We start from the raw sequence: 20,166 nt of genomic DNA on the forward strand, positions 1-20,166 counted from the left end.
CCAGCAGGGCAGGGCACTCCACAAGCGGAAATGTGGACGAAAAAAAGCCCGGCCTGCAGAGGCCGGGCACTAACGATACCTTTGGACAAGGAGACCGCGGTACCGAGGAGACATCGGCAGATCAGGCAGTGCCGCTATCCTCGGTCGGGACACCACCATCATCGTTGGCAAAACGCACCGGCAGGATGCCGCATCGATGCGCTTTGCCAACGGACCGGCCGGAGCCGGTCCATCGTCAAGACAAACAGCTATCAGGCAACCGTAGTCTTTTTCGCTGTGGCCGTACGGGCCGTGGCGCTGGCTTGCTGGGCAGCCTTGGTGGCAGCGGAAGCAGCGGCCTGGAAGTTCGTTTCAGCGATTTCCACGGCTTGCTTGGTCGCCTTCTGCACCGACTCGTAGGCGTTGTTGGCAGCCGAGATCGCCGACTTCACGATGGCCACGGTCGATTCCGAACCGGCCGGGGCGTTCTTGGCGAAGTTCTCGACCAGCGCCTGCACGTTCTTCGAGCCTTCGGCCAGTTGGGCCTCGGCCACCTTGGTGAATTCGCTCTGGGTTTCCGAAGCGATTTCGTACAGGTGACGGGTGTAAGCCAGGGTCTTCTCGGCGACCGGCTGCACGGCTGCGGCCTGCAGGGCCAGCAGTTCCTGTGCGTCCTTGGCCGACAGGGCCTTCTTGGCATTTTCCACGTTTTCGGCGAACGTGGTCTTCACGACCTGCAGGTTCAGTTCGACAAGCTTTTCGACGCCTTCAAATGCCTTGGTAGTCAGGCCGAACAGCGTTTCCAGGTTTGCTTTTTGCGCTGCTGCGACTTGTTCCGGGGTCAGGATCATTGCTGGTCTCCAGTGGTGAACTTCAAGGTCAAGCAAAAATAAGCCGCCTAGATGTCAAGGCCGTGACGGTGTGTCCCGCTTCGGCCAGCCCAGGCGTATGTGGGTGGTGGTGTGCCGCGCCCGATGCTTTGATGCGCCGCAACAATTCCAATTCTAGGGGAGTCAGGTTTAATGTCAAGCGCATTTTGTGCGTCGCACAAAAAGATTGCGGCGCTGCGCTGGTTTTGTGCCGCAGCAGCCATTTTGGCAGGGCGGCGAGGTGCGATGAGCGGTGCTACCATCGCGGATTGCCTCGCTGTACGGCTGGCCGCCGCCTGCGAATACCGACAAGACGTGAACAGAACCGCACAGGCCAATCCATGCTTGCCTTCTACGCCGACCATTTCGTGTTGCCGCTGCCGCCGGGACACCGTTTCCCGATGCGCAAGTACAGCATGCTGCGTGACACGGTCGCAGCCCAGATTCCTGGCTTGCGCCTGGCCGAGGCGCCGCGCGCCGGCGACGATGCGCTGCTGCTGGCGCATACGCCGGAATACGTCCAGGCCGCTTCCGCCGGCACGCTGGATGCCGCCCGCCAGCGCGAAATCGGCTTCCCGTGGTCCGAAGCCATGGTCGAGCGCTCGCGGCGCTCCGCCGGGGCCACCATCGAAGCGTGCCGGGCGGCCTTGCGCGAAGGTGTTGCCGTGAACCTCGCCGGCGGCACGCATCACGCGTATGCCGACAAGGGGGGCGGCTTCTGCGTGTTCAACGATGCTGCCATTGCGGCGCGCGTGCTGCAGCGCGACGGCGACGTGCGCCGCGTGGCGGTGGTCGATCTCGATGTGCACCAGGGCAACGGCACGGCGTCGATCCTGCACGGCGACCCCTCCATCTTCACGCTGTCGCTGCACGGCGAGAAGAACTACCCGTTCCGCAAGGAAGCCAGCGATCTCGACATCGGCCTGACGGACGGCTGCGACGACGACACCTATGCCCGTGCGCTGCAGGCGGCGCTGGATACGCTGTTCAGCCGCTTCGCGCCCGACCTGCTGATCTACCTGGCCGGCGCCGATCCGCACGAAGGCGACCGGCTCGGGCGGCTCAAACTGAGCTTCGCCGGCCTGGCGCGGCGTGACCAATTGGTATTCGATGCCGCCATGGCGCGCGGGCTGCCGGTGGCGGTGGCGATGGCCGGCGGCTACGGCAACCAGATCGAAGACACGGTCGCGGTCCATGTGCAGACCGTGCGCCTGGCCGCGCAATACCATGCCCGCCACGGCGTGCTGGCGGCGGCATCATGAGCGCCGCGGCAGAACCAGGCCGCACGGCCGACGCCGGCACCCGCCAGACGGCATGGGTGGCGGCGATGCCGTGGCTGTTCGTGCTGATCTGGAGCACCGGCTTCATCGTTGCCAAGTACGGCATGCCGTATGCGGAACCGATGACATTCCTGTTCCTGCGCTTTGCCGGCGTGCTGGTGCTGATGGTGCCGTTCGTGCTGCTGGCAGGCGTGCCATTGCCGCGCGCGGCGGGCACGGCGCATGCCGACTGGCGCATGGTCGGCCATCTTGCCGTGGCCGGCCTGCTGCTGCAGGCCGGCTACCTCGGCGGCGTGTGGGCGGCGATCAAGCTTGGCATGCCGGCCGGCGTGTCGGCGCTGATTGCGGGCATGCAGCCGATCCTGACCGCGCTGATCGCCACGCGGCTGGGCGAGCGCATCGGCGGGCGCCAGTGGCTGGGCCTGCTGCTGGGCATCGCCGGCGTGGCGCTGGTGGTGGCCAACAAGCTCGGCACCAGTGCGCTGACGCCGGCAAGCCTGGCGCTGGCGGCCGGTGCGCTGCTCAGCATTACCGTTGGCACGGTCTACCAGAAGCGCTTCTGCCCGGTGTTCGACCTGCGCATGGGATCCGTGATCCAGTTCGGCGCCGCCGCGCTTGCCTGCCTGCCGTTCATGTTCCTGTTCGAGACCCGCGCAGTGCAATGGACCGCCGCCATGATCGGCGCGCTGGCGTGGTCGGTGGTGGCGTTGTCGATCGGCGCTATCTCGCTGCTGTTCCTGCTGATACGCCAGGGTGCGGCGACCAGGGTGTCGAGCCTCATGTATCTGACGCCACCGACCACCGCCGTGATGGCCTGGCTGCTCTTCGGCGAACGCTTTCCGCCGCTCGCCGCCGCCGGCATGGTGCTTGCTGCGTCAGGCGTGGCACTGGTCATCCGCAGGTAGCGCTGGTGCGTTCGTGTCGCAGTTGCGAACGCGTCAGCGGTTGCCCTGGCGTACTCCGATTCCACTTTCCGTTCCTGCCCAGTTCCTTCCTCGCCCCATGAAACCACAAGCCGAGCCGCGCAGTGCCTATCCGTACTTCCAGCCGATCACGACGCGTTGGATGGATAACGATGTCTATGGCCACGTTAACAACGTTGTCTACTACAGTTATTTTGACACCGTGGTGAATACCTACCTGATCCGGCAGGGCGCGCTCGATCTCGAGTCGGGCAAGACCATCGGGCTGGTGATCGAGACGCAGTGCAACTACTTCTCGTCGCTCAGCTTCCCGGAGACGGTGGTTGCAGGTTTGCGCGTTGCCAGGCTCGGCACGTCGAGCGTGCGCTATGAGGTCGGCCTGTTCAGCGGCGACAACGAGGTTGCCGCCGCGCAGGGGCATTTCATCCACGTCTATGTCGATCGCGCCACGCGCCGGCCGGTACCGCTGCCGGCGCCGCTGCGCGAGGCGCTGCTGCCGCTGGCGGCCGCAGGCGCGCAAGGGTGAGGGCGGGGCAATGGAGACGAACAAGATGTCCCTCGAGATGCAACCGGGTTCGCAGGACGCAGTGGGGTGCGTGGATCGCGCGATCCTGACGCGGCGTTCGGTGCGGGCCTTTCTCGATACGCCCGTGCCGCGCGAGACCGTGGAAGACATCCTGGCCGTCGCCAGCCGCGCGCCCTCCGGCACCAATACGCAGCCGTGGCGGGTCTATGTCCTGTCGGGCGAAGCCAAGGCAAAGCTGTGTGCCGATGTGCTTGCCGCTTACGACGACCCCGAGCGCGACAGCAAGTACCTGGAGGAGTACCCGTACTACCCCCGCGAATGGGCCAACCCCTACCTGGCGCGGCGGCGCAAGGTGGGCTGGGACCTGTATGGCCTGCTTGAGATCAGCCGCGAGGACAAGGCGCGCATGCATGAGCAGCACGCGCGCAACTTCCGTTTCTTCGATGCGCCGGTGGGCATGATCTTCACCATCGACCGCATCATGGAGCAGGGCAGCTGGCTCGACTACGGCATGTTCCTGCAAAGCATCATGGTCGCCGCGCGGGCGCGCGGGCTGGATACCTGCCCGCAGGCGGCGTTCACGCAGTTCCACAAGATCATTGCCAGCCATTTGCTGCTGCCGCCGGAGGAGATGGTGGTGTGCGGCATGTCGCTGGGGTTTGCCGATCCGGACGCGCCGGAGAATCGCCTTGCCACCGAACGGGAGCCGGTGAGCGGATTTGCGCGTTTCCTCTCATAGAGAGGTTTGTATCAATGTGTAACGATTGCTGCCGATATAGAGAGCGAATTCCTGTATTGACCGCGATTGTTGCTGGGGTGAGCAAGGCGGAGCGAATGCAGTTCGTTTGCGAACGTGACCTGTGGTCGACTTTTTCCACTATGTGGAAATGTTTGCAAATCGAACTTTAAGGAGCGTCTGTAAGTCTTTAATCTTGCTAACAATTTCTTAATTTCCTACACTAGCGCCATTCCTGATGCGCTGAACGAATCATGTTTCGGTCTGATTCCATTTTTTCCAGATTCTTCGGCTCCACGCCCCTGTCCGCCGTTGCCGCCGCGGTGCTGGTGTCGGTGTCGATGGTCGCAGCTCCCGTCGCTGAAGCTGCCAGCAAGTCTGCAAGCACGCAAAAAGCGTCTAAAAAGCAGGCAACTACTGCCAAAGCCACCAAAAAATCCGCTTCCAAGGCTGTGACCGCGAAATCGCGCAGCAGCAAGGTCGCCAAGAAGGAAGCCGGTTCCGGCCGCAAGGTGATCGTGCTGAAAAACGGCAAGCGCCAGGCCGTGGCTGCCCATCGGGCGGCGCCGGTGCGCGCCGCGTTCACGCCCGCCAAGCCGTCGCTGGGCGAGGCGATGGGGCTGCGCGACACCGAAGACGCGCTCGCGCTGCGCTCCAGCGTGGCGCTGGTGATGGACCAGGGCTCCAACGAGGTGCTGTTCCAGAAGAACGCCTCCGCGGTGCTGCCGATCGCCTCGATCACCAAGCTGATGACCGCACTGGTGGTGATGGACGCGCGCCTGCCGATGGACGAGATGCTGACCATCAGCGAGGAAGACCGCGACACCGAGAAGCACAGCAGCTCGCGCCTGCGCTTTGGTACGCAGCTGACGCGCCAGGAACTGCTGCTGCTGGCGCTGATGTCGTCCGAGAACCGCGCCGCCTCGGCGCTGGGCCGCCATTATCCGGGCGGGCTGCCGTCTTTCGTGCAGGCGATGAACCGCAAGGCGCGCGAGCTGGGCATGAACGACAGCCACTTCGTCGACTCGAGCGGCCTGTCGAGCAGCAACGTGTCGAGCGCGATGGACCTGGTGCGCATGGTCAATGCCGCGTACCGCAATCCGACCATCCGCGAGTTCTCGACCCAGACCGAGCATGAAGTCAACGTGCTGGGCCGCACGCAGCACTATGTCAGCACCAATCGCCTGGTGCGCGGCGGCAACTGGGACATCGGCCTGCAGAAGACCGGCTTTATCTCCGAGGCTGGTCAGTGCCTGGTGATGCAGGCGCGCGTGCAGGGCCGCAACGTAGTGATGGTGTTCCTGGATTCGGCGGGCAAGCTGTCGCGCTTTGCCGATGCCAACCGCGTCAAGGACTGGCTCGAGCATTCGCCGTCGCAGCCGCACGGCTTTCCCTCGTCGCCTAACCTGACGCAGCGTCCGGGCGGCGCGCACGCGATCCTGGCTTCGCAGCAGGCGCGGGGCACCTGAGCGCTGACTTGCAAAAAAAACGCGCCGGATCCGGCGCGTTTTTTTGCCAACCGCCAGCGCTCAGAGCAGCTTGCCGGGGTTCATGATCCCGGCCGGATCGAACACAGCCTTGATCTCTCGCATCAGGCGCAACTCCAGCGGATCCTTGACTGCCAGGAAGGCATGGCGCTTGAGCTGGCCGATGCCGTGTTCGGCGCTGATGCTGCCGCCGTAGCGCATCACTTCATCCAGCACCGCGTCAGTCACCGCATCGCCCCGGGCCGCTGCCCAGTCCCTGGAGGCGCCGGCCGGGCGCGACAGGTTGTAGTGCAGGTTGCCATCGCCGAAGTGGCCGAAGACAAAAGGCCGGATCGCCGGATCGAGCGCGCGCAGCCTGCTTTCCATTGACGTCATGAACGCCGGGATCTGCTCGATCGGCAGCGACACGTCGTGTTTCAGGTGCGGGCCATCGGCGCGCTGGGCTTCGGAGATCTCCTCGCGCAGTTTCCACATCGCCTGCAGCTGCGCCAGCGATGCCGAGACCGCCGCGTCGAGGCACAGCTCGCGCTCCAGCGCTTCGCCGATCACGCGCTCCAGCAGTGCGTTGAGCGCATCTTCATCCGTGGTGTCCGCCAGTTCCACCAGCACATAGGCCGGGTAGCGCTGTGCGAACGGTTCCTGCACGCCTTCCGCGTGCGTCAGCACCAGGTCCAGGCAAGCGCCGGTAAAGAACTCGAACGCCTGCAGGCGCGCGCCGCACTGCGCGAACAGCAGTTCATACAGCTCCAGCGACTGCGCCGGCGAGGCGACTGCCGCCAGCACCACGCTGCGCGTATCGGTGCGCGGGAACAGCCGCAACGCTGCCGCCGTGATCACGCCCAGCGTGCCTTCCGAGCCGATCAGCAACTGCTTCAGGTCATAGCCGGTGTTGTCCTTGCGCAGCGTGCGCAAGCCGTTGAACACCTCGCCGTTGGGCAGCACGGCTTCCACGCCCAGTACCAGCTCGCGCGTCATGCCATAGCGCACCACGTTGACGCCGCCGGCATTGGTGGCAAGGTTGCCGCCGATCTGGCACGAATCCTCGGCCGCCAGCGAAAGGGGCAGCAGCCGGTTGGCCTCTTGTGCGGCGCGGCGCAGGTTGCCGAGGATGCAGCCGGCTTCGGCCACCATGGTATTGGCGATGGTGTCGAGCGAACGCACCGTGTTCATGCGGTCCAGGCTCAGCACCACGTTGCCGGCCTGCGCGTCGGGCGTGGCGCCGCCGCACAGTCCGGTATTGCCGCCGCGCGGTACCACCGGCACCGCCGCCAGCTGGCACAGCGCCAGTGCGCGCGAGACCTGATCCACGGTACGCGGGCGCACCACGGCCTGCGCCTGGCCGCGATAGATGCCGCGCCAGTCGGACAGCCACGGTGCGATGTCGTCGGGGTTGGTCAGGACAGTGTCGGTGCCGAGCGCTTCGGTGAGGCGTTGTGCGAGTTGAGCGGTTTGCATGATGTTCCGTGTTTCCGTGGTCTCAGGACTGTGAGGACTGTGCGGGGGAAGGGCTGGCGGCGCGCGCGCGCAGCGTCAGGCCAAGACGCCGCGCCGCGTTCTGCAGATGGGTGACCGCGGCGGTCCGGGCTGCGTCCGCGTCGCCGCGGCGGATCGCGTCGACGATGGCTTCATGCTCGGCCTGCACGCCTTCGGCCAGCCCCGGCTGGCGCAGCGTGTTGGCGCGCGCGGTGGCGACCGCCTGGTGCAGCTGCAGGTTCAGGTATTGCAGCAGCTGGCGGTAGTACGGGTTATGTGTCGCCGCGGCGATGCCGATATGGAAGGCCGCGTCGATATCGGCTGCCGGCTGCCCGTCGTAGAGGTGGGCGTGCAGCCGCTCCAGCAGCGCCACCAGCGCGGCGACGTCGTCATCGGTGCGGCGCACCGCCGCCAGCGCGGCCGCGGCGCCTTCCAGGTCGATGCGCAGGTCGTACAGGTCCGCCAGCCCGGCGGCGTCGATATCGGGCTCGCGCGGCAGCTGGAATCCCGCCGCGCCGGTGCGCGAGCGCACCGTGCAGCCGACACCCTGGCGCGTCTCGACAAAACCCTGCGAGCGCAGGTGCTCCGTGACTTCGCGGATCACCGCGGCGCTGACGCCGTATTGCTCCGAGAGCTGCTTGCCGGTCGGCAGCCGGGTGCCGACCGGGTACGCGCCGCTTTCGATGTCGGCGCGCAGCTGGCGGGTGACCTGTTCGGTGAGGGTGACGGCACGGGTTCGCATGGCCGTCGATTATAAGGTTTGCTGGTTATCTGAAAACTAAGGGTAAACGTTGGGATCTTGATATGTCCGGCACCGGATGCAAGAACGCGCGGGGCGCCATCGGTGGCGGCCCGCGCGTCGAGGCGCTGAGGAACGAAGGCCGGCGCTCAGGCCGCCGCTTCGGACACGTAGCCCATGCCGCGCGAGATCTGCAGCGCGGTTTCCTTCAGGTTCTGCAGCCAGCTGTCCTGCAGCCGGTCAGCCGGGGCCGACAGCGACAGGCCCGCCACCAGCCGGCGCGAGTCGTCGTAGATGCCGGCGGCAATGCAGCGCACGCCCAGTTCCAGTTCTTCATTGTCGCGGGCATAGCCGTTGGTGCGGACCCAGTTCAGCTCGCGCTCCAGCTTGGTCAGGTCGGTGATCGAGGTCCGCGTATGCCCGGCCAGCCCGGTGCGGGTGGCGTAGTTGCGCACGCGCGCCGATTCGTCCGCGGCCAGGAACAGCTTGCCGACCGAGGTCAGGTGCAGCGGCGCGCGTCCGCCGATGGCGCGCACCACCTGCATGCCGGAGCGCTCGCTGTAGGCGCGCTCGATATACACGATCTCGTCGCCCTGCCGTACCGACAGGTTGACCGTCTGCCCGGTCACGCGGTGCAGCGCGCGCATCGGCGCCAGCGCCGCGTCGCGCACCGACAGGCGCGCCTTGACCAGGTTGCCCAGTTCCAGCAGGCGCATGCCAAGCCGGTAGCTGCCCGGATCGGAGCGATCGACGAAACGGCAGGCCACCATGTCGTTAAGGATGCGGTGGGCGGTGGAGGGGTGCAGGCCCGTGGCCAGTGACAGCTCTTTGAGGCTGACCGGGTCGGCGTGCTGGGCGAGGGCGTCCAGCAGGGTCATCATGCGCTCGATGACCTGGATGGACGTCTTGCCGGGTGACTTGTCTGCTTCGGACATGTTGGAAAGAGGAGAAATGTTGCTTTGCGGCATTTTTGCGTGTCTGCCTGATTCTATCTCGCATCGTGAAAATTTCAATAGGTGAAATGACATTACCGTAAGAATCCTGTCGTGATGTCACCCGGTAAAGTGATGGGATTTGCACCGAATTCGTGCCGGCAATGAACCGTTTGTGCGCCACGCGCGGCCCAAGGCGCGCATAATTGCGGGGTTTTGGGGTCTGGAGAAGCCAACAATGCGAGTCGGTCTGTTCGCCACCTGCCTGGTGGACCTGATGCGTCCGGAGATCGGGTTTTCGGTGCTGAAGCTGCTGGAAGCTGCCGGCTACGAGGTCATGGTGCCCGAGGCGCAGACCTGCTGCGGCCAGCCGGCGTACAACTCGGGCGAGCGCGCCGTGTCGCGGGATCTCGCGGAGAAATTCCTGCGCGAGTTCGAGATGTTCGACTACATCGTGGTCCCGTCGGGAAGCTGCGGCGGCATGATCCGCCACCACTACGGCGACCTGCTGCGCGACGATCCGGAGCTGAACGGCCGCTATGCGCGCCTGCGGGAACGGGTGTACGAGCTGACCGAGTTCCTGGTCAACGTGGCGCGTGTCGAGACGCTGCCGTCCAGCTTTGCCGGCCACGTCACCTATCACGATTCCTGTTCCGGCCTGCGCGAGCTGGGCGTCAAGCAGCAGCCGCGCGAACTGCTGTCGCGCCTGCCCGGCGTGCAGCTGACCGAGATGAAAGACTGCGAAGCGTGCTGCGGCTTCGGCGGCACCTTCTCGGTCAAGTACGGCAATATCTCGACGGCGATCGTCGACGAGAAGTGCGCCAACATCAAGGCCAGCGGCGCCGATGCGGTGGTGCTGGGCGACCTCGGCTGCATGCTCAATATCGAAGGCCGGCTGCGCCGCACCGGCGACAGCCAGACCCGCGTGCTGCATATCGCCCAGGTGCTGGCCGGCGACGCCTGACCACGGGAGACGCCACGATGCAAGTCCACAGCATGGAATTCAAGGCGCGCGCCGGCCAGAAGCTGGCCGACCAGCGCCTGCAGCAGAACCTGAAGAAGCTCTCGACCAAGTTCGTCACGGCACGCGCCGATGCCATCCGCGATATCGACTTCGACGCCACGCGCGAGGCGCTGAAAGAGCGCCGCAACCGCGCGCTGGAGAACCTCGACGTCTGGCTGGCGGAGTTCGAGCAGAACGCCACCAGGCGCGGTGCCACCGTGCTGTTCGCCGAGACCACCGCCGATGCCGCGCGCCTGGTCGCCGAGATCGCGCAGAAGCACGGCGTGAAGAAGGTCATCAAGAGCAAGTCGATGGTGACCGAGGAAATGCGCCTGAACCAGGTGCTGGGCGAGATGGGCGTACAGAGCATCGAGACCGACCTCGGCGAGTACATCCTGCAGATCAACGACTCGGAGCCGCCATCGCACATCATTGCGCCGGTGGTGCACAAGGACAAGGACGAGATCGCCGACCTGTTTGCCAAAGTCCACCACAAGCCGCGCCTGACCGACATCCCGGAGATGACGCGCGAGGCGCGCGAAGTGCTGCGTCCCGAGTTCCTGAGCGCCGACATGGGCGTGACCGGCGGCAACTTCATCATTGCCGAGACCGGCTCGGTGGCGGTGGTCACCAACGAAGGCAATGAAGGCATGTGCACGGTGATGCCGCGCGTGCACGTGGCCGTGACCGGCATCGAGAAGGTGCTGCCGACGCTCGAAGACCTGGCCACGGTCATGCGCCTGCTGCCGCGATCGGCCACCGGCCAGGCGATCTCCAACTATTTCTCGCTGCTGACCGGCCCGCGCGCCGAAGGCGAACGCGACGGCCCCGAGCATATGTACTTCGTGCTGGTCGACGGCGGCCGCTCGGGGCTGATCGGCGGCGACTTCCAGGAGATGCTGCGCTGCATCCGCTGCGGCGCCTGCATGAACCACTGCCCGGTGTACCAGAAGATCGGCGGGCATGCCTATGGCTGGGTCTATCCCGGGCCGATGGGCAGCGTGCTGACGCCCAGCTACGTAGGCCTGGCGAACGCGGTGGACCTGCCGCAGGCGGCGACCATGTGCGGCGAGTGCAACCGGGTCTGCCCGGCTTCGATCCCGCTGTCGGATCTGCTGCGCAAGCTGCGCGAGAAGCAGATGGAACGCGGGCTGCGGCCGTGGCAGGAGCGGTTTGCGCTGAAGGCCTGGGGCTACGTGGCGAAGCGTCCCGACCTTTATGCCTTTGCCACGCGCATCGGTGCCTGGCTGCTGCAACGCATGGGCGGCGGCAACCGCCTGATCACCAGCCTGCCGATGGCCGGCAAGGGCTGGACCGAAACCCGCGACATGCCGGCCCCGTCGGGCCGCACGTTCCGCGAACTCTACAAGGAAAGGAGGGCGCGATCATGAGCGCAGCCAACACGGAAACGCTGGCGCGCATGCGCGCCGCACTGGACCAGCACGTGGCCGGGTCGATGCCGGCGCAGGAACTCGTGCGCGCATGGCGCGATGCCGGCGGCGGGCTGGCGCTGCCACCCGTCTATGGCCAGGCGATGGAGGAACTGCTGCGCAGGCTGGAGATGTCGGCGGTGTTTGCGCAGGACAGCTGCTCGTTCTCGAGCAGCGCGGTGACGGACCAGTTGGCGCGCTGGCTGGACAAGGCGGCGACGGCCTGAGGCCGCAACGCTTCGCCGCGGCAGTTTCCGCAGTCGCCGCCGCGGCTCAACGCTTCATCATCCCCGTCAGCGTCTCCACGAACTCCAGCGACAGCCGCGACAGCGGCTCCGTCTGCACATGGAAGATCTGCACCGAGGCATTGACCTTGGTGCGGATCGGCACGGCAACGATGTTGGGCCAGTTCGCGCCGAATACCGTCATCGCATCGACCAGCGCGATGCCGGCGCCGGCCTGCGCCAGCGCGCGCGCCACGTGCGCCTGCTCCACCTGCACCCGCATGTCGGGCTGGTCACCATCGTTGCCGAACATCTCGTGCACCAGCAGCGCGAACGGCACCTCGGGCCCATAGCCGATCAGGTCTTCGCCGACCAGGTCGGCCGGACGCACCCATTTGCGCGTGGCCAGCCGATGTTCCACCGGCACCAGCGCCACGATCTCGTTCTTCACCAGCAGCCGCGCCTCAAGGTTGGGGTGCGTCAGCGGCATGTTCGATACCGCCAGGTCCACCTGTCCCGATAGCAGCGCGCGCAGCATGTTGCCCGGAATCTGCGTGCGCACCACCACGCGCACCGCCGGGTGCGCGGCGCGGAAGCTGGCGATCGCGCGCGGCAGCACGGTCTGCCCCAGGTTGGGGCTGCATGTGATGCGCAGGCTGCCGGTCCGGTTGGCGGCGAGATCCTCCGCGATCTCGTTGACGCGCTCGATCCCTTCATAGACCGCATTCACTTCGCCCAGCAGCCGCCGCGCTTCCGGCGTGGGGTAGAGCCGCCCCTTGGTGCGGCGGAACAACTCGAGGCCGAGGCGCTGTTCGGTGTGCGACATCAGCCGGCTGATGGCCGGTTGCGACACATAAAGCAGCTTAGAGGCGCCGCTGATGGAACCGGTCAGCATCACCGCGCGGAAGACTTCGATCTGGCGCAGGTTCATTTTCATGGCATTAACCTGATGTTAAGGCAGGCGGATATATAAGCATATGACAGTCAAGGGCGCCAACCCTACACTGGACTCCATCGACACACCACACACTGATCTGGAGAGCGGGGACCGCATGGCTGATATTCATCTCACCTATCTCAACGGCCGGGACATTGCGCGGCTGGAAATGACCGACGCCGAAATCATCGACGCGGTGGAGCAGGCACTGATCGCGCAGGGCAACGGCCAGACCGTGATCGAGCCGCGCATGCACCTGATGCCGGACCCCGCCTTCAACGGCCACTTCAACGTGCTGCGCGGCTACGTGGCGCCGCTGGGGCTGGCCGGCGTCAAGGTGGTCGGCGATTTCGTCGACAACTACAAGCTCGGCCTGCCTTCGGAGATGGCCATGCTGAACCTGTTCGATCCGCGCACCGGCATGCCGGTCGCGGTGATCGATGCCACCTTCATTACCGATGCCCGCACCGGGGCGCTGACCGCGCTCGGTGCCAGGCACCTGGCGCGCCGCGACAGCAAGGTGCTCGGCCACATCGGCGCGCGCGGCACTTCCTACTGGAACGTGCGCCTGCTCGACAGCCTCTATGACTTCGACGAGATCCGCGTGCATTCGCGCCGCCCGGAAAGCCGCAATGCCTTTGCCGCGCGGCTGGAGCGCGATCTCGGCAAGAAGATCGTGGTGACCGAGGACTGGGAATCGTGCGTGCGCGGCGCCGACATCGTGGTCGAGGCCTCGCGCCTGGAACGCCCGACGCCGATGCTCAAGACCGAATGGATCAAGCCCGGTGCGTTCGTCGTGCCCTACGGCACCATGAGCGCGGTCGAGCTGTCGCTGACCGACATCATGACGCGGATGGTGGTGGACCACTGGGGCCAGTGCAAGGGCGGCATGTTCGGCTCGCTGCGCGCGCATGTCGAAGCGGGCAAGCTGACGGAACAGACGCTCTACGGCGAGCTGGGCGAGATCGCCGCGGGCCGCAAGCCGGGCCGCCAGAGCGACGACGAGACCAACCTGTTCTGGCACCGCGGCCTGTCGCTGAGCGATATCGCGCTGGGACACGCCATCCTGAAGAAGGCCGGGCAGCGCGGGCTGGGCCAGCAGCTGGTGTACGCATGATCGCCAATGCCCGCATGTACGCGGTAACGCCGCAGGCCGAAGCGGCATGGCGCGCACTGCTGGCGCGCGTGTCCGAGCGTGCGGGCGTGGCGTTGCCGTATGTCGGGCATCCCGCGCCGGCGCCGGTCAGCGCGCTGTGGGCGCGGCCGGACTGCGGCTGCGTGTTCATGTGCGGCTATCCGTACGCGAGCGCGCCGGTTGCGCCGCAGTTGCTGGCGGCTCCGGTGCCGGCACTGGCGCGCTACGACGGCCGGCCGGTCTATTTCACCGAGTTCATCGTGCGCGCCGATGCGCCGGTGCAGTCGCTGGCGCAGAGCTTCGGCGGGCGGCTGGCATGCATGTTGCCTGAGTCGAACTCGGGCTATAACGCGCCGCGCCATTACCTGATGCGGCTGGCGCCGGCGGGTACGCAGGCGCTGTACCGGCCCGCCGCGATGCCCACGCCAACGCCACGCGAGGTCATCGGTGCCGTGCTTGCTGGCGATGCCGAGGTGGGGGTGATCGACAGCTATGTGATGGACCTGCTGCGCCGCTATGACCCTGGGCTTGCCGCGCAACTGAAGACGCTGGCGCTGACGCCGCCGGCACCGATTCCGGTGCTGGTCGCATCGGCGGGAGCCGATCCGCAGCAGTGCGTGCGCGTGCGTGCGGCATTGCTGGGCCTGCATGAGGATGCCGCGGGCACCGCGCTGCTGGCCATGCTGGGGCTGGCGCGCTTTGCCGCGGTGCAACCCGCCGACTATGCATGCCTGACCGCGATGGCGAACGAAGCGGACCAGGCGCGCTTCGCGCTGACCGATCCCGCGGCCGGAGGGCGGGGCACGGGATAGGCCACGCGTCGGACCGCACAAGGCCATTGACGATAACAAGACTGCCGGCGCGGTGGAGGAGCCATAGCCTGATGACTGCCAAATTGGGGGAACCGTCATGAAATCCGTTGTGAATGCCGCTGTGAAATCTGCCGTGAATCCTGACATCCGGCGCCGTGCCATGCATTGCCTGTTCGCCTGTGCGGCAGCCTGTGCGACATGGCTCGGCGCGGCGGCGCATGCCCAGCCGCCAGCATATCCCGCCAAGCCGGTGCGCATCATCGTGCCGTTCGCCGCCGGCGGCCCCGCCGACGTGCTGGCGCGCGCCACCGGGGAAGGCATCGCCAGGGCCACTGGTCAAAGCGTGGTGGTCGAGAACAAGGCCGGCGCCGCCGGCACCATTGGTGTCGACATGGTGGCCAAGGCCGCGCCCGACGGCTACACCATCGCGCTGGTGCCGGTCGGCAATATCGCGGTGAATCCCACGCTGATGCCGAACCTGCCTTACAAGCAGTCCGACCTGGCGCCGGTGGCGATGCTCGCCACCGCTGAAAACGTGCTGGTGATCAACGCGGCCACGCCTGTCAGGTCGGTGGCGGAACTGCTCAAGCTGGCCGCACAGAAGCCGGGCGAACTGAGCTTCGCCTCTCCCGGCGCCGGCAGCCAGGCGCACCTGGCCGGGGAGCTGCTGCAGCTCGATGCCAACGTCAAGCTGAACCACGTGCCGTACAAGGGCGTGAGCCCGGCCATGACCGACGTGGTCGGCGGGCAGGTGACGATGATGTTCGCCCAGCTGTCGGCGGCACTGCCTTACATCAAGGCCGGCAAGCTGCGTGCCTTGGGCGTGGCCAGCGCCAAACGCTCGACGGTGCTGCCGGATGTGCCGACGATCGCCGAGCAGGGCTTCCCGAAGTTCGAGGCGGTGTCGTGGTATGCGTTGATGGCGCCGGCGGGTACGCCGCCCGAGGTCGTGCGCAAGCTCAGCCAGCATGTCGACGCGGTGCTGGCGGATGCGGCGCTGAAGGAGAAGCTGGCGACGCTGGGGATGGAGGCGGCGGGCGGTACGCCGCAGCAGCTGGCGTCAACGATCCAGCAGGAGAGTGCGCGGTGGGCGGGGGTGATCAGGCAGCGGCGTATCACGATCGATTGAGCTGTGACGCGCTTTGAGACGCCACCGGTTTGCTCCCCTCTCCCGCTTGCGGGAGAGGGGCAGGGGGTGAGGGCAGGCATGTGGCAAGCATGATGCGCTTTACTTTGTGGAGACACCAGCCCTCACCCCCGCCCCTCTCCCATAAATGGGAGAGGGGAGCCAACAGATGGTGTGAGCAACGGTAACGAAGGCTGAAAAAAATGGGGAGCCAAAGCTCCCCATTCTTCTTGGATGTCAGCGCTATCACCCCAGCAGCAGCGCATCATCATCCAGCTGCTCATGCCGCGTCTGCTCGAACATCTTCAGCAGGTCCGGCACGTCCAGCCCCTTGCGCTTGTCGCCCGACACATCCAGCACCACCTGCCCCTGGTGGAGCATCACCGTGCGCTGCCCGTAGTCCAGCGCCTGGCGCATGCTGTGCGTCACCATCATCGTCGTCAGCTTGCTTTCCTCGACGATGCGCGCGGTCAGTTCCAGCACGAACGCGGCGGTCTTCGGGTCCAGTGCGGCGGTATGCTCGTCCAGCAGCAGGATGCGCGACGGCTGCAGCGATGCCATCAGCAGGCTCACCGCCTGGCGCTGGCCGCCGGAGAGCAGGCCGATGCGGTCGGTCAGGCGGTTTTCCAGCCCCAGGTTCAGCAGCCGCAGCTTCTCGCGGAACAGCTCGCGCGAGGCGCGGTTCAGCGCCGGGCGGAAACCGCGCTTCGCGCCGCGGGCCATTGCCAGCGCCATGTTCTCTTCGATGGTCAGCGCCTCGCAGGTGCCGGCCATCGGGTCCTGGAACACGCGCGCCACCAGGTGCGCGCGGTCCCATGCCGGCTGGCGGGTGACGTCGGTGTCATCGATGGTGATGCGGCCAGAGTCGACCATCTGGTCGCCGCTGATGGCGTTCAGGAAGGTCGACTTGCCGGCGCCGTTGGAGCCGATCACGGCAACGAACTGGCCGCTCGGGATTTCCAGTGTCAGGCCGCGCAGCGCGCGCGTCTCGATCGGCGTGCCCGGGTTGAAGGTGAGCTTCAGGTCTTGTGCGCGCAGCATCTCAGGCACCTCCGTTCTTGCGGGCAAACAGCTTCTTGCGCGTGGCCGGCAGCACCAGCGCGATCGTCACCAGCGCGGCGGTGACCAGGTTCAGGTCCTGCGCCTTCAGGCCGATGAAGTCGCTGTTCAGCGCCAGCGCGATGAAGAAGCGGTACAGGATGGCGCCCAGCACCACGGCCAGCGTGGTCCAGATCAGGCGGCGCGCCGGCAGCACGGTTTCGCCGATGATCACCGCGGCCAGGCCGATCACGATGGTGCCGATGCCCATCGAGATATCCGAGCCGCCCTGGGTCTGTGCGAACAGCGCGCCGGCCAGTGCCACCAGCGCGTTGGACAGCGCCATGCCGGCCAACGTGGCGCGGCCGGTGGGGATGCCCTGCGCGCGGGCCATGCGCGGGTTGGCGCCGGTGGCGCGCATCGCCAGGCCCAGCTGCGAGCTGAAGAACCAGTCCAAACCGAGCTTGGCGATCACCACCACGATGAACAGCACCAGCGGGCGCAGCACGTAGTCGGGCATCCACTCCGGCTGCAGCATGGTGAACAGGGTCGGCTCGGTGATCAGCGGCACGTTGGGGCGGCCCATGATGCGCAGGTTGATCGAGTACAGCGCGATCATCATCAGGATACTGGCGAGCAGGTCCATGATCTTGAGGCGCACGTTGAGCCAGCCGGTGATCCAGCCTGCCAGCGCGCCGGCGGCGATCGCCACCACGGTAGCCAGGAACGGATCCTGGCCGGCGGCGATCAGCGTCGCGGCAACGGCGCCGCCCAGCGGAAAGCTGCCGTCAACGGTCAGGTCGGGGAAATTGAGGATGCGGAAGGAAATCAGCACCCCGAGCGCCACCAGGCTGAAGATCAGGCCGATCTCCAGGGCGCCCAGAAGGGAAAAAAGGGACATGGGGGAATCCTGTTGCGGGGGCCGGCGGCTACCCTGGCGCCGGCTTTTTGGGCGGGGCGGGCAGCGCTGCCCGTGTGGGGCTGCCTGCCGCCTCGCCCTGTCATGTCCTGCCGGTCCGGATAGGACCGGCAGGGCGCCCTCCGTCCAACGACGGCAGGGACGGGCTTGCCGTGATTACTTGATGACCGTCTTGGCTTCCTTGATCAGCTCCGGCGACAGCGTGGCGCCTTGCTTGGCGGCGGCGCCCGTGTTCACGAACAGTTCCAGGTTGTCGCTGGTCTGCGAAGCGATCGCGCCCGGCTTCTCGCCCTTCAGGATGCGCACCACGACCTTGCCGGTCTGGTGGCCCAGGTCGGCGTAGTTGATGCCCAGCGCGGCCACCGCGCCACGCTTGACGCTGTCGGTATCGGCCGCCACCAGCGGGATCTTCGATTCGTTGGCGACCTTGACCAGCGACTCATACGCCGACACCACGTTGTTGTCGGTGTTGGTGTAGATCACGTCGACCTTGCCGATCAGGCTCTTGGCGGCCGGGCCGATGTCCACGGTGCGCGGCGCGGCGGCTTCCTTCAGTGTCAGGCCTTCCTTGGCCAGCAGCTCCTTCAGCTCCTTGACCACCACCACCGAGTTGGCCTCGCCCGGGTTGTAGACCATGCCCACGTTCCTGGCCTTCGGCACCACGCGCTTGATCAGGGCGACCTGCTTGTCCAGCGGCAGCTTGTCCGACACGCCGGTCACGTTGGTGCCCGACGGCGACCAGCTCTTGACCAGCTGCGCGGCGACCGGATCGGTCACGCCCGAGTACACCACCGGCACCGTCTTGGTGGCGGCGACCACGGCCTGGGCCGACGGGGTGGCGATGGCAACGATGGCGTTCGGGTTGTCGCCGACGAACTTGCGGGCGATCTGCGCGGCGGTGCCGGTGTTGCCCTGGGCGCTCTGGTATTCCCACTTCAGGCTCTTGTCGGCGTCATAGCCGGCGGCCTTCAGTTCGGCGCGCACGCCGTCGCGGATTGCATCCAGCGCAGGGTGGTCGACGATCGACAGCACCTTGACGGTCTGGGCTTGCACGGCGCCGCCGTACAGCAGGGCCAGCGCCACGGCGCCGCCCAGGATCGACTTGGTTGCTGCGAGACCCTTGATGGACTTCATTCTCTGTTCTCCCCCGAATGCTCGGTTCTGGATGGATGCGGCCGCGGTTGGTTCGGTCCGCTGTCCTGGCGCGCGCCCGCGCGCTGGCGGACGGTGCCGGTCCGGGGCGTGCGCGGCGGCTTCCTGCGGCGGGAGGGAGCGTGCGCGGGCGCGTCGGATGCGACAGCGATAAGCCTGCGAGGATACCACTTCTCGCGCACGAAATGCGTAGTCATCATGCTGATTGAGAGCATCCGATGCTGTCGGAAGCCCGCAATCGGCCATCGGGGCGCATATTATTGCGCGGGATTCGTCATTTGCTTGTGGATTACCCTGATTGCGGTGATCGCATCTTCATGCCATTGCGCGTGCGGGGTGTCACGGTTTTAGCGGCGCAAGGCGGCGGCGCAGTCGCGCACCAGCGCCGGGCCGCGGTAGATCAGCCCGCTGTAGACCTGCACCAGCTTCGCGCCGGCATCGACCTTGGCGCGCGCATCCGCGCCGCTGAAGATGCCGCCCACGCCGATGATCGGCACCGCGTCACCGACCACGGCGTGCAGCGCGCGTACCACGCGCGTGGAGGCCTCGAACACCGGGCGCCCCGACAGGCCGCCGGCTTCCTCGGCATGGGGCAGTCCCTTGACCGCCTCGCGCGAGATGGTGGTGTTGGTGGCGATCACGCCGTCGATCCTGTGGCGCACCAGCGCGTCGCCGATATTGCCGACCTGGTCGGCATCGAGGTCCGGCGCGATCTTCAGCGCCAGCGGCACATAGCGCTTGTGCCGGTCGGCCAGGCGCTGCTGCGCGTCCTTCAGCGTCGACAGCAGGCTGTCCAGTTCGCTGGCGCCTTGCAGCTGGCGCAGGTTCTTGGTGTTGGGCGAAGAGATATTGACCGTCACATAGCTGGCGTGCGGGTAGACGCGTTCCAGGCAATAGAGGTAGTCGTCGTTGGCGCGCTCGATCGGGGTGTCGGCGTTCTTGCCGATGTTCAGCCCCAGCACGCCGCCCTCGGCCTTCCAGCGCGAGGCCCTGACGTTGGCGACAAAGGCATCGACGCCGCCGTTGTTGAAGCCCATGCGGTTGATCAGCGCATCCGCCTGCGGCAGCCGGAACATGCGCGGGCGCGGGTTGCCGGGCTGCGCGCGCGGCGTGACCGTGCCCACCTCGATAAAGCCGAAGCCGAAAGCGGCCAGCCCGTCGATATACGCGCCGTCCTTGTCCAGCCCGGCGGCCAGCCCGACGGGGTTGGGGAAGCGCACGCCCATCACGGTGCGCGGATCGTCCGTGATCTTGTTGCCGATGCAGCCGGCCAGGCCCATGCGGTGGGCGCGGATCAGGTTGTTCAGCGTGAAATGGTGGGCGTCCTCGGCATCCATCGAGAACAGGGCGGGGCGAAACAGGGGATAGAGCGCGTTGAGCACGGGACAGGCGGCCGGTGGGGCCGTCACAGAGTGAATTCCAGCCCGGCATTGTAGCGGCTGGGCC

21 protein-coding genes are annotated in these 20,166 nt (G+C 66.5%); 11 read left to right on the top strand and 10 right to left on the bottom strand.

The annotated features are described in order from the left end of the window. Positions 1 to 251: 251 nt before the first annotated feature. Positions 252 to 830: a TIGR01841 family phasin PhaP1 gene (gene phaP1 / locus JTE92_RS18625; RefSeq protein WP_063238608.1), complete on the bottom strand. Its 579-nt coding sequence runs from the start codon at positions 828 to 830 to the stop codon at positions 252 to 254. A 359-nt stretch (positions 831 to 1,189) separates the two neighbouring features. Between phaP1 and JTE92_RS18630 the strand changes: the two genes are divergently transcribed. From JTE92_RS18630 to JTE92_RS18645, 4 genes are all read left to right on the top strand, one after another. Further along, complete coding sequence (locus JTE92_RS18630; RefSeq protein WP_063238609.1) at positions 1,190 to 2,110, top strand: histone deacetylase family protein; 921 nt, start codon at positions 1,190 to 1,192, stop codon at positions 2,108 to 2,110. Next, positions 2,107 to 3,033 (top strand): DMT family transporter, encoded by a 927-nt coding sequence (locus tag JTE92_RS18635; protein WP_063238610.1) that lies wholly within the window; start codon positions 2,107 to 2,109, stop codon positions 3,031 to 3,033. Before JTE92_RS18630 ends, JTE92_RS18635 begins: the two co-directional genes overlap by 4 nt. Before the next feature lie 97 nt (positions 3,034 to 3,130). Then, a complete protein-coding gene (locus JTE92_RS18640; RefSeq protein ID WP_063238611.1) occupies positions 3,131 to 3,577 on the top strand; it encodes an acyl-CoA thioesterase in 447 nt (148 codons plus the stop codon). A gap of 25 nt (positions 3,578 to 3,602) precedes the next feature. Next, the gene (locus JTE92_RS18645; RefSeq protein WP_063238718.1) at positions 3,603 to 4,316 is read left to right on the top strand and encodes a nitroreductase; all 714 of its coding nucleotides are present in this window, start codon (positions 3,603 to 3,605) and stop codon (positions 4,314 to 4,316) included. A 220-nt stretch (positions 4,317 to 4,536) separates the two neighbouring features. Here JTE92_RS18645 and JTE92_RS30790 read toward each other — a convergent pair whose 3' ends face one another. Continuing rightward, a complete protein-coding gene (locus JTE92_RS30790; RefSeq protein WP_232353246.1) occupies positions 4,537 to 4,800 on the bottom strand; it encodes a hypothetical protein in 264 nt (87 codons plus the stop codon). Here JTE92_RS30790 and pbpG point away from each other — a divergent pair. Beyond that, on the top strand, positions 4,766 to 5,782 hold the full coding sequence (gene pbpG, locus JTE92_RS18650; RefSeq protein WP_239477833.1) for a D-alanyl-D-alanine endopeptidase: 1,017 nt from the start codon (positions 4,766 to 4,768) through the stop codon (positions 5,780 to 5,782). The genes JTE92_RS30790 and pbpG overlap by 35 nt on opposite strands. Before the next feature lie 60 nt (positions 5,783 to 5,842). Here the strand turns inward: pbpG and JTE92_RS18655 are convergent, their stop codons facing one another. The 3 genes from JTE92_RS18655 to JTE92_RS18665 all read right to left on the bottom strand — a co-directional run bounded on the left by JTE92_RS18655 (position 5,843) and on the right by JTE92_RS18665 (position 8,947). After that, on the bottom strand, positions 5,843 to 7,255 hold the full coding sequence (locus JTE92_RS18655) for an FAD-binding oxidoreductase (protein WP_063238612.1): 1,413 nt from the start codon (positions 7,253 to 7,255) through the stop codon (positions 5,843 to 5,845). A gap of 22 nt (positions 7,256 to 7,277) precedes the next feature. Then, on the bottom strand, positions 7,278 to 8,015 hold the full coding sequence (locus JTE92_RS18660) for a FadR/GntR family transcriptional regulator (protein WP_063238613.1): 738 nt from the start codon (positions 8,013 to 8,015) through the stop codon (positions 7,278 to 7,280). Between the two features lie 146 nt (positions 8,016 to 8,161). Further along, a complete protein-coding gene (locus JTE92_RS18665) occupies positions 8,162 to 8,947 on the bottom strand; it encodes an IclR family transcriptional regulator (RefSeq protein ID WP_029047693.1) in 786 nt (261 codons plus the stop codon). A gap of 235 nt (positions 8,948 to 9,182) precedes the next feature. On the opposite strand from JTE92_RS18665, the gene JTE92_RS18670 reads away from it, so the two are divergent. From JTE92_RS18670 to JTE92_RS18680, 3 genes are read left to right on the top strand one after another with little or no spacing between them, the layout of a single operon-like run. Continuing rightward, a complete protein-coding gene (locus tag JTE92_RS18670) occupies positions 9,183 to 9,908 on the top strand; it encodes a (Fe-S)-binding protein (RefSeq protein WP_063238614.1) in 726 nt (241 codons plus the stop codon). Between the two features lie 17 nt (positions 9,909 to 9,925). Next, a complete protein-coding gene (locus JTE92_RS18675) occupies positions 9,926 to 11,338 on the top strand; it encodes a LutB/LldF family L-lactate oxidation iron-sulfur protein (protein ID WP_063238615.1) in 1,413 nt (470 codons plus the stop codon). Continuing rightward, a complete protein-coding gene (locus tag JTE92_RS18680) occupies positions 11,335 to 11,604 on the top strand; it encodes a hypothetical protein (RefSeq protein ID WP_063238616.1) in 270 nt (89 codons plus the stop codon). The genes JTE92_RS18675 and JTE92_RS18680 overlap by 4 nt, the downstream gene beginning before the upstream one ends. Before the next feature lie 46 nt (positions 11,605 to 11,650). Here JTE92_RS18680 and JTE92_RS18685 read toward each other — a convergent pair whose 3' ends face one another. Continuing rightward, complete coding sequence (locus JTE92_RS18685) at positions 11,651 to 12,538, bottom strand: LysR family transcriptional regulator (protein WP_063238617.1); 888 nt, start codon at positions 12,536 to 12,538, stop codon at positions 11,651 to 11,653. Positions 12,539 to 12,653: 115 nt separating this feature from the next. On the opposite strand from JTE92_RS18685, the gene JTE92_RS18690 reads away from it, so the two are divergent. From JTE92_RS18690 to JTE92_RS18700, 3 genes are all read left to right on the top strand, one after another. After that, positions 12,654 to 13,655 carry an ornithine cyclodeaminase family protein gene (locus JTE92_RS18690; RefSeq protein ID WP_063238618.1) on the top strand — a complete coding sequence of 334 codons (1,002 nt, stop codon included), beginning with the start codon at positions 12,654 to 12,656 and terminating at the stop codon, positions 13,653 to 13,655. Continuing rightward, positions 13,652 to 14,485, top strand: coding sequence for a phosphate/phosphite/phosphonate ABC transporter substrate-binding protein (locus tag JTE92_RS18695; protein WP_063238619.1), 834 nt, complete (start codon positions 13,652 to 13,654; stop codon positions 14,483 to 14,485). The genes JTE92_RS18690 and JTE92_RS18695 overlap by 4 nt, the downstream gene beginning before the upstream one ends. Before the next feature lie 160 nt (positions 14,486 to 14,645). Further along, positions 14,646 to 15,614 carry a tripartite tricarboxylate transporter substrate binding protein gene (locus JTE92_RS18700; RefSeq protein WP_063238720.1) on the top strand — a complete coding sequence of 323 codons (969 nt, stop codon included), beginning with the start codon at positions 14,646 to 14,648 and terminating at the stop codon, positions 15,612 to 15,614. A gap of 243 nt (positions 15,615 to 15,857) precedes the next feature. Here JTE92_RS18700 and JTE92_RS18705 read toward each other — a convergent pair whose 3' ends face one another. From JTE92_RS18705 to JTE92_RS18720, 4 genes are all read right to left on the bottom strand, one after another. Continuing rightward, a complete protein-coding gene (locus JTE92_RS18705; RefSeq protein ID WP_063238620.1) occupies positions 15,858 to 16,652 on the bottom strand; it encodes an ABC transporter ATP-binding protein in 795 nt (264 codons plus the stop codon). 1 nt (position 16,653) lies between these two features. Further along, entirely contained in the window at positions 16,654 to 17,550 is an 897-nt protein-coding gene (locus JTE92_RS18710) for an ABC transporter permease (RefSeq protein WP_063238621.1), read from the bottom strand. A gap of 174 nt (positions 17,551 to 17,724) precedes the next feature. Beyond that, positions 17,725 to 18,702, bottom strand: a complete 978-nt coding sequence (locus JTE92_RS18715; protein WP_063238622.1) for an ABC transporter substrate-binding protein — start codon at positions 18,700 to 18,702, stop codon at positions 17,725 to 17,727. Between the two features lie 365 nt (positions 18,703 to 19,067). After that, positions 19,068 to 20,102, bottom strand: coding sequence for a quinone-dependent dihydroorotate dehydrogenase (locus JTE92_RS18720; RefSeq protein ID WP_063238623.1), 1,035 nt, complete (start codon positions 20,100 to 20,102; stop codon positions 19,068 to 19,070). Positions 20,103 to 20,166: the final 64 nt, after the last annotated feature.

This window comes from Cupriavidus oxalaticus (genome assembly GCF_016894385.1).
GTDB lineage: Bacteria > Pseudomonadota > Gammaproteobacteria > Burkholderiales > Burkholderiaceae > Cupriavidus > Cupriavidus oxalaticus.

Coding starts and splice junctions, on each gene's coding strand:
- phaP1 (WP_063238608.1), bottom strand. CDS start 830: ATGATCCTGACCCCGGAACAAGTCGCAGCAGCGCAAAAAGCAAACCTG.
- JTE92_RS18630 (WP_063238609.1), top strand. CDS start 1,190: ATGCTTGCCTTCTACGCCGACCATTTCGTGTTGCCGCTGCCGCCGGGA.
- JTE92_RS18635 (WP_063238610.1), top strand. CDS start 2,107: ATGAGCGCCGCGGCAGAACCAGGCCGCACGGCCGACGCCGGCACCCGC.
- JTE92_RS18640 (WP_063238611.1), top strand. CDS start 3,131: ATGAAACCACAAGCCGAGCCGCGCAGTGCCTATCCGTACTTCCAGCCG.
- JTE92_RS18645 (WP_063238718.1), top strand. CDS start 3,603: ATGTCCCTCGAGATGCAACCGGGTTCGCAGGACGCAGTGGGGTGCGTG.
- JTE92_RS18655 (WP_063238612.1), bottom strand. CDS start 7,255: ATGCAAACCGCTCAACTCGCACAACGCCTCACCGAAGCGCTCGGCACC.
- JTE92_RS18660 (WP_063238613.1), bottom strand. CDS start 8,015: ATGCGAACCCGTGCCGTCACCCTCACCGAACAGGTCACCCGCCAGCTG.
- JTE92_RS18665 (WP_029047693.1), bottom strand. CDS start 8,947: ATGTCCGAAGCAGACAAGTCACCCGGCAAGACGTCCATCCAGGTCATC.
- JTE92_RS18670 (WP_063238614.1), top strand. CDS start 9,183: ATGCGAGTCGGTCTGTTCGCCACCTGCCTGGTGGACCTGATGCGTCCG.
- JTE92_RS18675 (WP_063238615.1), top strand. CDS start 9,926: ATGCAAGTCCACAGCATGGAATTCAAGGCGCGCGCCGGCCAGAAGCTG.
- JTE92_RS18680 (WP_063238616.1), top strand. CDS start 11,335: ATGAGCGCAGCCAACACGGAAACGCTGGCGCGCATGCGCGCCGCACTG.
- JTE92_RS18685 (WP_063238617.1), bottom strand. CDS start 12,538: ATGAAAATGAACCTGCGCCAGATCGAAGTCTTCCGCGCGGTGATGCTG.
- JTE92_RS18690 (WP_063238618.1), top strand. CDS start 12,654: ATGGCTGATATTCATCTCACCTATCTCAACGGCCGGGACATTGCGCGG.
- JTE92_RS18695 (WP_063238619.1), top strand. CDS start 13,652: ATGATCGCCAATGCCCGCATGTACGCGGTAACGCCGCAGGCCGAAGCG.
- JTE92_RS18700 (WP_063238720.1), top strand. CDS start 14,646: ATGCATTGCCTGTTCGCCTGTGCGGCAGCCTGTGCGACATGGCTCGGC.
- JTE92_RS18705 (WP_063238620.1), bottom strand. CDS start 16,652: ATGCTGCGCGCACAAGACCTGAAGCTCACCTTCAACCCGGGCACGCCG.
- JTE92_RS18710 (WP_063238621.1), bottom strand. CDS start 17,550: ATGTCCCTTTTTTCCCTTCTGGGCGCCCTGGAGATCGGCCTGATCTTC.
- JTE92_RS18715 (WP_063238622.1), bottom strand. CDS start 18,702: ATGAAGTCCATCAAGGGTCTCGCAGCAACCAAGTCGATCCTGGGCGGC.